This window comes from Bacillus sp. FSL R5-0416, assembly GCF_037975425.1.
Lineage (GTDB): Bacteria > Bacillota > Bacilli > Bacillales > Bacillaceae > Bacillus > Bacillus subtilis.
Window position 1 is genome coordinate 2,223,046 of sequence record NZ_CP150252.1, and the last position, 13,960, is coordinate 2,237,005.

Genomic DNA, 13,960 nt, shown 5'->3' on the forward strand with positions numbered 1-13,960 from the left:
CTGGAAGAAAGAGCCAAGATATGCTGTAATGGTATAAAACCATTGATGGAGGGTTCTATGCACGCCTCAAAACTGAAAAAGGGAGACGAAATCCGGATCGTGTCTCCCGCGACCAGCATGTCTATATTAACAAATGAAGCAAAAATCCAAGCAAAAACGGCGTTAGAACGCTTAGGTTATCGGGTAACCATCGCTGAACACGCAAATGAATGTAACGAATTTGATTCATCCTCTATCGAGTCAAGAGTCCATGATCTGCACGCTGCCTTTTTTGATCCAGGCGTCAAAGCGATTTTAACGACACTCGGAGGGTTTAATTCAAATCAGTTGCTGCGTTATCTTGATTACGAGCAAATCAAACGACATCCAAAAATTCTGTGCGGCTATTCCGATATAACCGCTCTTTGCAACGCTATTTATCAAAAAACGGGTCTTGTTACGTATTCAGGTCCCCACTTCTCAACATTTGCAATGAAAAAAGGGCTTGATTATACACAAGAGTATTTTCTTTCTTGCTGCGCTTCGGACGACCCGTTTGAAATTCTTCCTTCAAGTGAGTGGAGCGATGATCGCTGGTTTTTGGATCAAGAAAACAGGCGTTTTTATCCTAATAACGGCCCTGTTGTAATCCAAGAAGGTTATGCGGAAGGCACTTTAATTGGCGGAAACTTATGCACGCTTAATTTGCTGCAGGGTACGGAGTATTTTCCTGAAACAGAACATACTATTTTATTGATTGAAGATGATTATATGTCAGACATCCATATGTTTGACCGCGATCTGCAATCACTCATCCACCTCCCCGCTTTTTCACATGTAAAGGCGATTTTGATCGGCAGATTTCAGAAAGCATCAAACGTATCAATGGATCTTGTAAAAGCCATGATCGAAACAAAAAAAGAATTATCCGGCATCCCGATCATCGCAAATATAAATGCCGGACATACCTCGCCAATTGCCACGTTCCCTATAGGAGGAACATGCAGGATTGAAGCTATTTCGGGTACATCACGCATATGGATTGATAAACATTAATCAGCTTGTAAATTTTTTTTACAAGCTTTTTTAGCGCAATCGGTTATGCATGCCGCACGAGACATGACAAATGTCATATAGGAGGCATGATGTGTGCTACTACAAAAGACTTCTCTCATTAGCGTATACTGAACCGAGACACACAATGAGAGGATACTTACTATGACTGAACAAACCATTGCACATAAACAAAAACAGCTGACAAAGCAAGTCGCTGCATTTGCTCAGCCTGAAACAAAAAACAGCCTGATTCAGCTTTTAAACACGTTTATCCCATTCTTCGGCCTATGGTTTCTTGCTTATCTCAGCCTCGATGTCTCCTATCTTCTTACGTTAGCATTAACGGTGATTGCCGCAGGTTTTCTGACAAGAATTTTTATCATCTTCCATGACTGCTGCCATCAATCTTTTTTCAAACAAAAACGCTATAACCACATTCTCGGTTTTCTGACAGGTGTCCTGACTTTATTCCCGTATCTTCAATGGCAGCACAGCCATTCGATTCATCATGCGACTAGCAGCAATCTGGATAAACGCGGAACAGGAGACATCTGGATGTTAACAGTAAACGAATATAAAGCTGCATCCAGACGAACAAAGCTTGCATACAGACTTTATAGAAACCCGTTTATCATGTTTATTCTCGGACCGATTTATGTTTTTCTGATCACGAACCGTTTTAACAAAAAAGGCGCAAGACGCAAGGAACGTGTAAACACATACCTTACGAATCTGGCAATTGTCGCGTTGGCTGCCGCTTGCTGTCTGATCTTTGGCTGGCAATCGTTTTTACTGGTGCAAGGCCCGATATTTCTGATTTCAGGTTCAATCGGTGTTTGGCTGTTTTATGTGCAGCATACCTTTGAAGATTCTTATTTTGAAGCGGATGAAAACTGGAGCTACGTTCAGGCTGCTGTTGAAGGCAGTTCATTTTATAAACTCCCGAAACTGCTTCAATGGCTAACAGGCAATATTGGTTACCACCACGTTCATCATTTGAGTCCAAAGGTGCCTAACTATAAGCTTGAAGTTGCTCATGAACATCACGAACCATTAAAAAACGTACCGACAATCACCTTAAAAACAAGCCTGCAATCACTCGCGTTCCGTCTTTGGGATGAAGATAACAAACAGTTTGTGTCATTTCGGGCTATAAAACATATACCTGTAAGCCTTCCGCCTGATTCACCAGAAAAACAGAAGCTGCGGAAGAATGCCTGATGATAAAGGAGGTCTTCTAATATACTAGAAGGCTTCCTTTTTATTGTTGGAGGGTGCATTCTGGCTTTCACAATGATAAAGTTACAAGTAAGATGAAAAGCTGAAAATGAGGTAAGATCATGATTAAAAATCATTTTACATTTCAAAAACTAAACGGGATTACGCCCTATATATGGACGATATTTTTCATCCTCCCCTTCTACTTTATATGGAAATCATCATCTACATTTGTTATTATTGTCGGCATCATTTTGACGCTTTTATTTTTTTCGGTATATCGATTTGCTTTTGTCTCAAAAGGCTGGACCATTTATTTGTGGGGATTTTTATTAATTGGCATTTCAACCGCCTCCATTACCCTGTTCAGTTATATTTATTTTGCTTTTTTTATCGCGTATTTTATTGGAAACATTAAGGAACGCGTCCCTTTTCATATTTTATATTATGTCCATTTAATAAGCGCAGCCGTCGCAGCCAATTTCAGTCTCGTATTAAAAAAGGAATTCTTTCTGACACAAATTCCTTTTGTCGTCATTACCCTCATCAGCGCAATTTTATTGCCCTTTAGTATAAAAAGCCGCAAGGAGCGCGAACGGCTTGAAGAAAAGCTCGAGGATGCAAATGAACGGATTGCAGAACTGGTAAAATTAGAAGAACGTCAGCGAATTGCCCGCGATCTCCATGATACGCTTGGGCAAAAACTTTCTCTTATTGGGTTAAAAAGCGACTTAGCAAGAAAATTGATATACAAAGATCCCGAACAAGCAGCTCGTGAACTGAAAAGTGTTCAGCAAACAGCGCGAACTTCTTTAAATGAAGTAAGAAAAATCGTTTCCTCTATGAAGGGCATCCGGCTCAAGGATGAACTGATCAACATCAAACAAATTCTCGAAGCAGCTGACATTATGTTTATCTATGAAGAAGAGAAATGGCCTGAAAATATCTCATTGCTGAATGAAAACATTTTGAGCATGTGCTTAAAGGAAGCTGTCACAAATGTCGTCAAACACAGCCAGGCTAAAACTTGCCGAGTAGACATTCAGCAGCTCTGGAAGGAAGTTGTGATTACAGTGTCTGACGATGGAACATTCAAAGGAGAAGAAAATTCCTTTTCAAAAGGACATGGCTTACTCGGGATGAGAGAACGGCTTGAGTTTGCAAACGGAAGCCTTCACATCGATACCGAAAACGGAACCAAGCTTACCATGGCAATTCCTAATAATTCAAAATAAACATAAAGGATGGCTTATATGATTAGTATATTTATTGCAGAAGATCAGCAAATGCTGCTGGGCGCTTTAGGATCACTTTTAAACCTAGAAGACGATATGGAAGTCGTAGGCAAAGGTACAACCGGCCAAGATGCTGTTGATTTTGTCAAAAAACGCCAGCCTGATGTATGTATTATGGACATTGAAATGCCCGGAAAAACAGGGCTTGAAGCTGCTGAGGAGCTAAAAGATACAGGCTGCAAAATTATCATCTTAACCACCTTCGCCAGACCCGGTTACTTTCAGAGAGCTATTAAAGCTGGCGTTAAAGGCTATTTGTTAAAAGACAGTCCTAGTGAAGAGCTGGCCAACGCCATCCGTAGCGTCATGAATGGAAAACGCATCTATGCACCTGAGCTGATGGAGGACTTATACAGCGAAGCTAACCCTCTTACAGATAGAGAAAAAGAAGTGCTTGAACTTGTGGCTGACGGTAAAAACACAAAAGAAATCGCTCAGGAACTCAGCATCAAAAGCGGGACGGTGCGGAATTATATCTCAATGATTCTAGAAAAGCTTGAAGTGAAAAATCGAATTGAAGCCATTACCCGGTCAAAGGAAAAAGGCTGGTTTAAATAAAAAAGGATCTTGGCATCTGCCAGGATCCTTTTTGTTAACCTGAAATTCCCGTTTGAGAACCTCGCCGCAACCAGAATTAAATTGATCGATATCCTCGCTCCTATACCCGCTGAACGATTGCTTGGTTAACAGCCCAATAAAAGACTGGATTGAATGATATCCCTGTTAAAATGGTCGGCCATTGCACATCAGCAGAATTTCTGATATTGATTATTTTGTATTTTCAGTATGACAAAGTTGTGCCACTTCGCTCCCGAAGCTGCCATGCCCAACTGCAAGAGCCTAATATCACAATAAAAAACCGTCTGAAATCAATCCGATTCCGTTCCGTAAATGGCATCTGCTACATCCAACTGCTTATTATCTGCCAAAAACACCAGCTCGTTTCGCTGATCAAAGATATTAACAACCAGCTATAAATGTCATGATGCCGAATGTCTCTGTAATGTGGAATCAATCATTTAACCCGAGAGCCCCTGAATCGCACATAAAGAGAAAAACGGGACCACTTTCTTTTATCAGCATATGATATAAACAGCTCTAAGCAGAACAAAAAAAGACACAAGCCAAAAGCTCATGTCTTTTATCACAATCTATATTATTAGTTTAAGACTTTAACACTTACAGTTTTGACGCCCCAATTAGAAGCATCACTTTTACTTGGTACAAATACGTCGATTTTATTTCCTTTAATAGCGCCGCCAGTGTCTGCTGCTGTTGCTTCCCCGTAGCCTTCAACATAGACTTTAGAACCTAGCGGAATTACATTAGGATCAACCGCAATAACTTTCGCGTTCGGGTTCTTATTTAAGTCAATGCCTGTAGCTGTAACGCCGGAAATGCCGCCGTCGTTAGCAGTGTAAGCAGTAGCAGTAACTGTTAGTTCTTTTGAAGCTTCTTGATTATTTGTATTTGATTGAACAGCCTTCTCTTCTGTGTTAACAGAAGTTTCTGCCTCAGCCTTTGTTTCTTGTTTAGGTTGCTGTTGTACAGCTTCTTGTTTAGGTTGCTCTTTTTGCACAGCCTCTTGTTTTGGCGCAGCTTGAGGTGCGTTTGTTTGCGCATTCTCAGTAGCTGTGTTTGCTGCTGTTGCCTGACCTTTTACTGAAAGAGTTGATCCAGCATAGATCATGTCAGAGCTTAAGTTATTCCAAACTTTCAGGTTGTTGACTGTCGTGCCGAATTTTTGAGCAATCTTAGAAAGCGTATCTCCCGCTTTAATTGTATATTGCCCAGTCGTGGTTGTTTCTTCTGAAGAAATGGTCAGTTTTTCTCCTGCAATGATTTTATCAGAAGTTAACTTGTTCCATTCTTTTAAGTCCTTTAGGTTCACTCCATTTTTCTGAGAGATTCCCCAGAGCGTATCACCCTTTTGCACCGTAATTTCTTTTGCAGAAGCGTGAGCTCCGAATGCAGTTGTTGAAAGTGCAGCAACTGCCACAAAGGACATAATCGTCTTCTTCATAAGTAAATCCTCCCTTGTTAGCTTTTTATTGGCGGCTAACAGGTGATATCGTAACACACGTAAATGTCAAATCAATAACAAAAAGATATGATTTAGATTACAGTTCCTTTACATGAAGGATTTCTCTCTGATGGAAAGACTTGCTGAACCCTTGATATAATAGGCTTCGCAGGTCTTTTTATTTTGAGACGAAACAGAGAAAATAAAATGTGTTTTTTATAGAAAAAAAGATTGATTTTCTGTTTTATTAGTCTGTCATCCTTGCATAAGCTTGTATTTCTTGTAAAAAAAGCCGGCCGTATTTTGCTCTTTTTTGTTCTCCGACTCCTTTTATAGACAAAAGTTCATCATCATTTACGGGCTGTTTTCCTGACATTTCTTTTAACGTTTGGTCAGAGAAAACAACAAATGGCGGAACACCCTGCTCAGCCGCAATTTCTTTCCGAACCATGCGCAATCGTTCAAATAGCTCGTCATTTTCAGTAATCGCTGCCGCTTTTAACGCTTCTTTTCTCGCTACTGATAATTCTCCTTTCAGCACATTTCTTCCTTTACTGCTGACAAAAAGAGTCGGAAACGTTCCGTCTGACATCCTGATGAAGTCGTCAGAAATAAGAAATTCGATAAAATCACTGATTTCGCCAACGGATTGGTGTTTTAATATCCCGTATGTTGAAAGGTCTGAAAAGCCATTTTCAAGAACTTTTTTATTTTTGGAGCCGGCAAGCACCTGGGCAACCATCGTCTTGCCAAACCGTTCTTTCATGCGAATGATACAGGATAAGACCATTTGCGCCTCCCGCGTCACGTCATGGGCCGCTCTTGTATCGGTACAGTTTCCGCACTGTCCGCACGCATCAGGCTCCTTTTCTCCGAAATACATAAGGATAAAACGCTGCAGACAATCTTCCGTATGACAGTAGTCGACCATTTGTCTCAGTTTTTTTAAATCCTGCTTTTGTTTCTCTTCATGTTCTGATTGCTCAATTAAGAAGCGCTGCACCATAATATCCTGCGGTGAAAACAGGAGAACACATTCACTGGCAAGACCGTCCCGTCCAGCTCGTCCTGCCTCTTGATAATAGCTTTCCATATCTTTCGGAATTTGTGCATGCAGAACAAATCTGATATTTGATTTATCAATACCCATTCCAAAAGCAGAGGTTGCCACCATCACTTGAAGCTCATCATTAAGAAACCTTTCCTGCTGCTCTTTTCTCACATCATCAGCCAAACCTCCATGATACCGGCCTGCCCTGACATGGTTTCGTTTCAATTTCTCATATATCCGATCAGCTTCTTTTCTAGTCGCTGTATAGACAATTCCTGCTTCATGCCTGTTGTTTTGCACATATTCGTCTATAAACCGATCTTTATTTTCTCCTTTTACTACTTTAAAGGTTAAATTCTCTCGGGAAAATCCGGTATATACCGTGTTTTCTTTTTGAATATGCAGCTGTTTGCAAATATCATCATGAACCTCGGGTGTGGCTGTTGCTGTTAACGCCATGATGACAGGCTTGTCGTGTAATTCACGGAACAAGATTTCAATATTCCTGTAGCTTGGCCTGAAATCATGGCCCCATTGAGAAATACAATGCGCCTCGTCTATTGCGACCAAAGGAACATCTATGCCCTGCAAAATCCGGATAAACTCTATGGACGTTAGTCGCTCTGGTGTAATGTAAAAAAGCTTATAAGCCCCTTCTTTGAGTCCGTTCAGCCTCTCATATATTTCCTGATTGGATTGTGTGCTGTTAATGTAGGCGGCGTTAATCCCCGCTTCTTCTAACGCATCAACTTGATCCTTCATCAAGGAAATCAACGGTGATATGACGATCGTCGTCCCTTCAAACATTAATGCCGGAATTTGATAGCAAATCGATTTGCCGCCTCCCGTCGGCATAATGCAGGCCGTATTTTGCCTCGCTTCCGTCACCAAGCGGATCGCTTCATCTTGGCCGCTCCGAAACTTCTCATAACCAAAATAATGAGCCAGAAGGGATTGGGCTCTATGTAACATAACGTGTAAACCTCGCTTTTCCTTGAATTTCTCCCATCATATCATAAAAAAGCGGCCTTCATTTCTTTCACACAAAAATGGAATATTCACTATACCAAACCTTTTTAGATAAAATAAAAAGCCATTTCCGAAAAGGAAATGGCTTTCGCTACGTCTTGCCGTATGCAAGTAAGAAAGTTTTAAACCACCACTCCTCAAAGTGGGTGTTTGCAGAAACGTTCCTGTCGTCCTCTGCAATGGAGGCATGACATTCCGGCTTCGATATAAAACTCCCTATTACAGCTTAAAGGTTAAAACTTAATTAACAATACGCACAAAGTAGCTTCTTTAATATAGTACACCATCAGGCGGTTTTAATCAAGAGGTCAGAACAATTGTTTAGAAAAACTTTTTCCAGTGAATAAAACTGCTTTTTCTCCAAAATACCTGACAATTCGACAAACAAAAAATATATTACAATAAAAAAAAACAGCCTTTTTCGCTAAAAGCGAATGATTATTTTCTTCTATATTAATGTGTATATACAAAAAGACTCCTATTTGTAACGATAGGAGTCTTGGCTTTATTAGAATTTTGCAGCAAGATCTTTTGCTTCTTGTAAACCTTTTTCAACGATTTCTTGCGCTTGATCAGGTGCTGCGTTATGTCCTTCGATGACAACTGTGTGCAAGTCTTGAACACCCCAGAAACCAAGAACTGTTTTCATGAAGTTTAATGACATTTCAAGTGCAGCCATTGGTCCTTCTGAGTAGACACCGCCGCGAGCGTTAAGAAGCGCAACTTTTTTGCCGCCCATTAAACCGACTGGTCCTTCTTGTGTGTATTTGAATGTAACGCCTGCGCGAGACAGATAATCAACATAAGTATGAAGCACTGCTGGCACTGTGAAGTTCCAAAGCGGGAATGCGAAAACAACTTTGTCAGCTTTTACAAACTGGTTCAGATATTTGTCAGCAATTGCTGCTTGTTTTTTCTCATCTTCTGTCATTTCCATTCCTTGACCTGCTTTAAATGTTCCGTTAATCATATCTCTGCCAAGGTAAGGAAGGTTTTCCTTATGAAGATCTAATTCAACCACTTCATCATTAGGGTTGTTTTCTTTATAAGCAGCTAAGAAAGCTTCGTAAAGTTTAGTTGAAACGCCTTCTTCAGCTGTACGGTCGCTTGATTTTACAAATAAAACTGTAGACATTTGTATTCCTCCCGGTAAACTTTTTATATTTACTTACAAATAGTATGTTACTTTCTTTTTTACGCAAAGTCAATCACTTTATTTTGAATATGAGATTTTTTTTCAAAAAAAAGCAAGTACATCTAATATCGGTGTACTTGCTTGGCATTTTTACTTCGAATCTTGTTCACGATCCAAGATTTCATACGTCTGCGAGCTTTTTTGATCAATTGTTTCTTTGTTGGATAAGTCTTTTACCTGTTCATGAAACTCTCTTTCATAAGAAGGAGCATCTGTCTCCAGATCATCCTCCACATCAGCTTGGGCCTCAACTGTCATTCTTGCATAAGGAACAGCTTCAAGTCTTTCGTAAGGAATCTCTTGGCCGGTTTTTTCACACACGCCGTAAGTTCCGTCTTTCATCTTTTGTAATGCACGGTTGACCTCCTCTAACAGCTCCCGGTCAATCTCTTTCACTGTTTGGTCAGTCATCCGGTCTGTGACGAGCGTCCCGTGGTCTGCCATATGGTTGTCAACCCCGTTGGAAAGCTCCCCCACTTCTTCCGTCATTGATTCTGTTTCCTTTTTCTCGCCAGACAATTCTTTTTGCATATCGAGCAATTTATGATAGAGATGTTGTGTTTGTTCTTTTGTCAGTGCCATGTATATCCTCTCCTTTCTATCCTGTTTCCCGTTTTGCCTTCTGTCAAACATGGGAACATCGATGGAAAGATGAGCTACTGCCTTTTTGAACGGATCGTGACCGCTGGCGTCGATGGTGCTTCGGGTTTTCGTTGGCACTTTTTGTTCTTCTCTTCTGGCGGTATATAATAGGTTGCGCCTATATTTAATCTGCCGCTCAGTTCATCAATGGTCAGCTCGCCGAATTCAAGATGATAGTCAATTTTTTCGACATTCAGCGTTTCAATATGTATATAGGTTTCTTCAGACTCCTGTTTGCTGCTTTGTTTCTGTTTCTCAAGCACTGAAAGTCTTTCTTCACATTCACGCAGTTTGTCAAGTTCTGGTTTCAAGCAATGCCTGATCAGCGACCGGAACATTTTTTTCATGACATCACGACCCTTTGCATACTCCTCTTTCGTCTACATATATAATGAGGTATATCCCATAGAAAGGAGAGGTTTTCATGCTTCCGACTAACATCAATATTTCTCATCTCAAGACTAACTCGATAGGCACCGGCTCATCCCTTACCTTTGGTTCTGCGGAGTTAAGGAACAGGTGCTCTGCTATCAAAAGAAATAACGGTTTTGGGGAACAAAATGCAGATGTTATTGTCATGGTCATTCCGATTGAATCAATTGATGACCGTGATGGGGCAGATGCACTCAGTATGAAAATCAATCATCAATAACAATGGTTTTCGCTTGACCTTCGTCTTTTTGAATGGTGATGTATAGGATTCCGTCTTTAAAAATGGCATTCATCTTTCCATGAAGATGGTCGGAAAGCGGAATTTTCTTTTCAAAACTTCCGTATTTCCCTTCTTTTTGGCGAAAGTCCTGTTCATTAAAATAGGAAAAGCGCTGCCCCTTCACCACTAAATAATCTCCGTACGATAATATGTGAACGTCTTGTTTACGATAGCCTGGAAGATAAATTAAAAACTGCACTTCCGCAACGGTATCTACAATATCCATGCTCGGAAATGAAGCATCTCCTCTCCCTCGCTGATCTTGCTGCGCAAACGGAAACGGAGATTGGCCATTTGTCATAAAAGGGGTTTTTTGGTCTTCATCAAATACCTGTTTCCAAAAGTCACCGCCGTACATCTGCTGTGCGAATTCCATCCACTGCTTCATCTTTTCGAAATCCATTTGAAGCCCCCTGTCTTAACATACTTTATAACCGCCAGCATACAACTATAGAAAGGAGGTTTGCCTGTGGTTCAACCAACTCCGTATATCAATATTAATATTTTCATGCTGAAAATTAATTCCTTTGAAAATGCTTCAGCGGTTAACGTAGGACAAAATTTATTGGCAGAATGGCAAAATTCAGATAAAAAAAATCAAGGCTACGGACAGAATTTTGGAGATGCGAGCGGATTTATGGGCACGAGAAGCCATGTGGATGACAGAGACCAAATTGATTCTCCGGCCTCTTTTGAAAGTGAAGCGGTTAACTCCTCAATCAAAAGGAAGTGATGAGATGTTCTTTTCTCCCTCCGTCGTGAATGTCGGCGGATTTAAAATCAATACGATGGACCGTGGTTCCTCTTTAACACTCGGTCCGTATCAGCAGGTCGATTACTTTTTATCAGCTAAAATAAATCAAGGGTTTGGAGAAGAAAATGGCGACTTTACTCCTCTTGTCGTACCGATTTCAAATGTATTAGATGCAGATCTTGTTGATTCGAACTCAGCGAAAAACAGTGTGGTGTAATAAGAACAGGGCGCACATGCCCTGTTCTTTTTTTTATATATAAAAAAAAGCCTAACCATTTTTTGAACGGCTGGCTCATCAAATATTCAGCTGCACAAATGCTTTGTCAGCACCGCCTGAACCTCGCTTAAATCGGTGTCTTTCGCAAATTCTAATTCGAACGTTTTGCTTCTTGTCATCAATAAAAGCCCAGTGTCCGGATCAAACATTCCCGCTTCTTGGATGGCAAAGCTTTCAATTGTTTTATATGGAAGAAATACACGAACCTTCTTTTTGGAAAACATTTTATTGTCAAAGAAAATGATCCGCTTATTTGTAAAGCAAATTTGGTCCACTCGGAGCTTATAAATCGATTCTATTCTTTCCCCTTCAACGAGCAAAGCCTCAAGCTTCTTTGCGTCCGTTGATCTGCTAACAGAAAAAATACCCAATGAAGAACCCCTCTTTCTGCATTTATCTATTTGTTTTATCATTCACTACATAAAAATAAGTCCTTTATCCCTATATAAGAATACGACATAGAAGACATTTAAACCATTACGAACAGATTACATTTTTCAAATTTTTGATTTGTTTTTTGGCTTTTAAGCTGTTGTCATCAAGTAATACGCACAGATAGAGAAAAAAGTTTCAATATTCAGCAATGTTTTTATAAAAAAGTGGTTTTTAATGATTTTTTTAATTTTGTTTTATATTTCCTGTTTTAACCACAAAAAAACCGCAGCTGAGCTGCGGTTTTATGTATCGACTGCTTTTAACAAAATCTGTTTGATGCTTCAAGGAAGCATTACATCTCTTCGAAGTATTCTTTATAATAGCCGCCGACTTTATTCGTATTGTCGACCACAAAGAGAAACTCCTCTGTTTCATTTTTTACTTCATATTCTTTTCCCGGCGTTAAAACGCGGTTTACGATATATTTTTTTGCGTTTGTCTGCACACACTTTACTTTTTTAATTGTTTCTTTTTCAAGCCAATTTTTATGAATCATGATGAAATCTCCTTTTCTTATCTATAAGCTTATTGTAGCTTTTTTCTTTTGTAAATTGCAATATCGGTTATTCATTGATTTTGCCTTGATTTCTATTATAGAATGTTTGTATACGCTTACGTTTGAAGCAACTATCACAGCTTATTTCTGCTATTCAATCCAGGAATCAATGTCTATCACCAAGAATCTCAGAACAGACCATAAAAAATGACTGGAGGTTTGTTACGGATGAGTTCTTTAACGATGCAAGTGACGAAAAGGCTGGAGACATTTTTACAGGGAACAAAGAAGCTTTATATTGACGGAAAGTTTGTTCCGAGTGCCTCAGGGGCAACCTTTGACACTCCAAACCCGGCGACCGGCGAAACCTTGATGACGCTGTATGAAGCCCAGGCTGCGGATGTGGACAAAGCGGTTAAAGCTGCCCGAAAAGCCTTTGACCAAGGTGAATGGAGAACAATGTCTCCAGCTTCGAGAAGCAGACTGATGTATAAGCTGGCAGACTTAATGGAAGAGCATAAAACTGAGCTTGCTCAGCTTGAAACACTTGATAATGGGAAACCGATCAATGAAACGACTAATGGAGATATTCCGCTGGCTATTGAGCATATGCGCTATTACGCCGGCTGGTGTACAAAAATAACAGGACAGACGATTCCGGTTTCCGGCGCTTATTTTAATTATACGCGTCATGAGCCTGTCGGTGTCGTCGGCCAGATCATTCCATGGAATTTCCCGCTCCTGATGGCGATGTGGAAAATGGGCGCGGCACTTGCAACAGGCTGTACAATCGTCCTCAAACCGGCTGAACAAACACCGCTTTCAGCTCTTTATTTGGCAGAATTAATTGACCAAGCCGGTTTCCCTGCCGGTGTAATCAACATCATCCCGGGATTCGGTGAAGATGCGGGAGAAGCGCTGACGAACCACGAAGCGGTTGATAAAATTGCCTTTACCGGTTCCACTGAAATCGGAAAGAAAATCATGTCCACCGCAGCGAAAAGCATTAAGCGTGTTACATTGGAGCTGGGCGGAAAATCACCTAATATTCTTCTGCCGGATGCGAATTTGAAAAAAGCCATCCCGGGCGCTTTAAACGGTGTGATGTTTAACCAGGGCCAAGTCTGCTGTGCGGGCTCACGTGTCTTCATTCATAAAGACCAATATGATGAAGTTGTTGATGAAATGGCGTCCTATGCTGAGTCACTCCGCCAAGGAGCGGGACTTCATAAAGATACTCAAATCGGGCCTCTCGTAAGCAAGGAACAGCATGAGCGCGTTCTTTCCTATATTCAAAAAGGAAAAGATGAAGGAGCAAAAGCAGTGACCGGCGGAAGCTGTCCTTTTGAAGCAGGATATTTTGTCGCACCGACTGTGTTTGCGAATGTTGAAGACGAAATGACCATCGCAAAAGAAGAAATTTTCGGACCTGTGCTGACTGCAATTCCGTACGAAACTGTCGATGAAGTTATTGAACGGGCAAACCATTCAGAATATGGGCTTGCGGCCGGACTATGGACAGAGAACGTCAAGCAGGCTCACTATATCGCGGACCGACTTCAAGCCGGAACCGTTTGGGTGAACTGCTATAATGTGTTTGATGCGGCGTCTCCATTTGGCGGTTATAAACAGTCAGGACTCGGACGAGAAATGGGATCATATGCCTTGGATAATTACACAGAAGTCAAAAGTGTATGGATAAACCTTGAAGACTAACATGTATGTTTAAAAAACTGCTGCCTGCCAGCAGTTTTTTTCTTTCTGTAATGGCAGTAAAAGACGCTGAATATATATGCTT

Annotated in this window: 16 protein-coding genes and 1 other RNA gene; 8 read left to right on the forward strand and 9 right to left on the reverse strand. The window is 40.7% G+C overall.

All coding sequences use genetic code 11. From position 1 onward, the window contains the following. The first annotated feature begins 57 nt into the window (after nucleotides 1-57). The 4 genes from NYE20_RS11625 (at nucleotide 58) to desR (ending at nucleotide 4,106) form a co-directional block, all read left to right on the forward strand. The gene (locus NYE20_RS11625) at nucleotides 58-1,035 is read left to right on the forward strand and encodes an LD-carboxypeptidase (protein ID WP_015714091.1); all 978 of its coding nucleotides are present in this window, start codon (nucleotides 58-60) and stop codon (nucleotides 1,033-1,035) included. 162 nt (nucleotides 1,036-1,197) lie between these two features. Further along, nucleotides 1,198-2,256: a fatty acid desaturase DesE gene (gene desE / locus NYE20_RS11630; RefSeq protein WP_004399588.1), complete on the forward strand. Its 1,059-nt coding sequence runs from the start codon at nucleotides 1,198-1,200 to the stop codon at nucleotides 2,254-2,256. 119 nt (nucleotides 2,257-2,375) lie between these two features. After that, nucleotides 2,376-3,488, forward strand: coding sequence for a two-component sensor histidine kinase DesK (gene desK, locus NYE20_RS11635; RefSeq protein WP_003231271.1), 1,113 nt, complete (start codon nucleotides 2,376-2,378; stop codon nucleotides 3,486-3,488). An 18-nt stretch (nucleotides 3,489-3,506) separates the two neighbouring features. Beyond that, a complete protein-coding gene (gene desR, locus NYE20_RS11640) occupies nucleotides 3,507-4,106 on the forward strand; it encodes a two-component system response regulator DesR (RefSeq protein WP_004399356.1) in 600 nt (199 codons plus the stop codon). Between the two features lie 601 nt (nucleotides 4,107-4,707). Here the strand turns inward: desR and NYE20_RS11645 are convergent. The 6 genes from NYE20_RS11645 to NYE20_RS11670 all read right to left on the reverse strand — a co-directional run bounded on the left by NYE20_RS11645 (nucleotide 4,708) and on the right by NYE20_RS11670 (nucleotide 9,835). Continuing rightward, on the reverse strand, nucleotides 4,708-5,571 hold the full coding sequence (locus tag NYE20_RS11645; RefSeq protein ID WP_003231267.1) for a 3D domain-containing protein: 864 nt from the start codon (nucleotides 5,569-5,571) through the stop codon (nucleotides 4,708-4,710). A 247-nt stretch (nucleotides 5,572-5,818) separates the two neighbouring features. Then, the gene (gene recQ / locus NYE20_RS11650) at nucleotides 5,819-7,594 is read right to left on the reverse strand and encodes a DNA helicase RecQ (RefSeq protein WP_212082206.1); all 1,776 of its coding nucleotides are present in this window, start codon (nucleotides 7,592-7,594) and stop codon (nucleotides 5,819-5,821) included. Between the two features lie 141 nt (nucleotides 7,595-7,735). Next, a non-coding RNA gene (gene ssrS, locus NYE20_RS11655) (6S RNA) lies at nucleotides 7,736-7,922 on the reverse strand. A 237-nt stretch (nucleotides 7,923-8,159) separates the two neighbouring features. Continuing rightward, the gene (azoJ, locus tag NYE20_RS11660; protein ID WP_003231260.1) at nucleotides 8,160-8,786 is read right to left on the reverse strand and encodes an FMN-dependent NADH-azoreductase AzoJ; all 627 of its coding nucleotides are present in this window, start codon (nucleotides 8,784-8,786) and stop codon (nucleotides 8,160-8,162) included. Nucleotides 8,787-8,936: 150 nt separating this feature from the next. Then, the gene (locus NYE20_RS11665) at nucleotides 8,937-9,428 is read right to left on the reverse strand and encodes a TraR/DksA family transcriptional regulator (protein WP_003231259.1); all 492 of its coding nucleotides are present in this window, start codon (nucleotides 9,426-9,428) and stop codon (nucleotides 8,937-8,939) included. A 74-nt stretch (nucleotides 9,429-9,502) separates the two neighbouring features. Next, the gene (locus NYE20_RS11670; protein ID WP_024573296.1) at nucleotides 9,503-9,835 is read right to left on the reverse strand and encodes a hypothetical protein; all 333 of its coding nucleotides are present in this window, start codon (nucleotides 9,833-9,835) and stop codon (nucleotides 9,503-9,505) included. Nucleotides 9,836-9,912: 77 nt separating this feature from the next. Between NYE20_RS11670 and NYE20_RS11675 the strand changes: the two genes are divergently transcribed. After that, nucleotides 9,913-10,140: a hypothetical protein gene (locus tag NYE20_RS11675; protein ID WP_015383862.1), complete on the forward strand. Its 228-nt coding sequence runs from the start codon at nucleotides 9,913-9,915 to the stop codon at nucleotides 10,138-10,140. Here the strand turns inward: NYE20_RS11675 and yocM are convergent. Further along, nucleotides 10,127-10,603, reverse strand: a complete 477-nt coding sequence (gene yocM / locus NYE20_RS11680) for a salt stress-responsive protein YocM (RefSeq protein WP_024573297.1) — start codon at nucleotides 10,601-10,603, stop codon at nucleotides 10,127-10,129. The genes NYE20_RS11675 and yocM overlap by 14 nt on opposite strands. 66 nt (nucleotides 10,604-10,669) lie before the next feature. Here yocM and NYE20_RS11685 point away from each other — a divergent pair, with 66 nt between their 5' ends. Then, nucleotides 10,670-10,933, forward strand: coding sequence for a hypothetical protein (locus NYE20_RS11685; RefSeq protein WP_004399338.1), 264 nt, complete (start codon nucleotides 10,670-10,672; stop codon nucleotides 10,931-10,933). Nucleotides 10,934-10,937: 4 nt separating this feature from the next. Beyond that, a complete protein-coding gene (locus NYE20_RS11690; protein ID WP_003231251.1) occupies nucleotides 10,938-11,171 on the forward strand; it encodes a hypothetical protein in 234 nt (77 codons plus the stop codon). A gap of 86 nt (nucleotides 11,172-11,257) precedes the next feature. Here NYE20_RS11690 and NYE20_RS11695 read toward each other — a convergent pair whose 3' ends face one another. Beyond that, entirely contained in the window at nucleotides 11,258-11,602 is a 345-nt protein-coding gene (locus NYE20_RS11695) for a PH domain-containing protein (protein WP_003220141.1), read from the reverse strand. A gap of 356 nt (nucleotides 11,603-11,958) precedes the next feature. Next, nucleotides 11,959-12,162 (reverse strand): DUF6501 family protein, encoded by a 204-nt coding sequence (locus NYE20_RS11700; protein WP_003231245.1) that lies wholly within the window; start codon nucleotides 12,160-12,162, stop codon nucleotides 11,959-11,961. Nucleotides 12,163-12,390: 228 nt separating this feature from the next. On the opposite strand from NYE20_RS11700, the gene dhaS reads away from it, so the two are divergent. After that, on the forward strand, nucleotides 12,391-13,878 hold the full coding sequence (dhaS, locus tag NYE20_RS11705; RefSeq protein WP_015714095.1) for an aldehyde dehydrogenase DhaS: 1,488 nt from the start codon (nucleotides 12,391-12,393) through the stop codon (nucleotides 13,876-13,878). Nucleotides 13,879-13,960 lie beyond the last annotated feature (82 nt).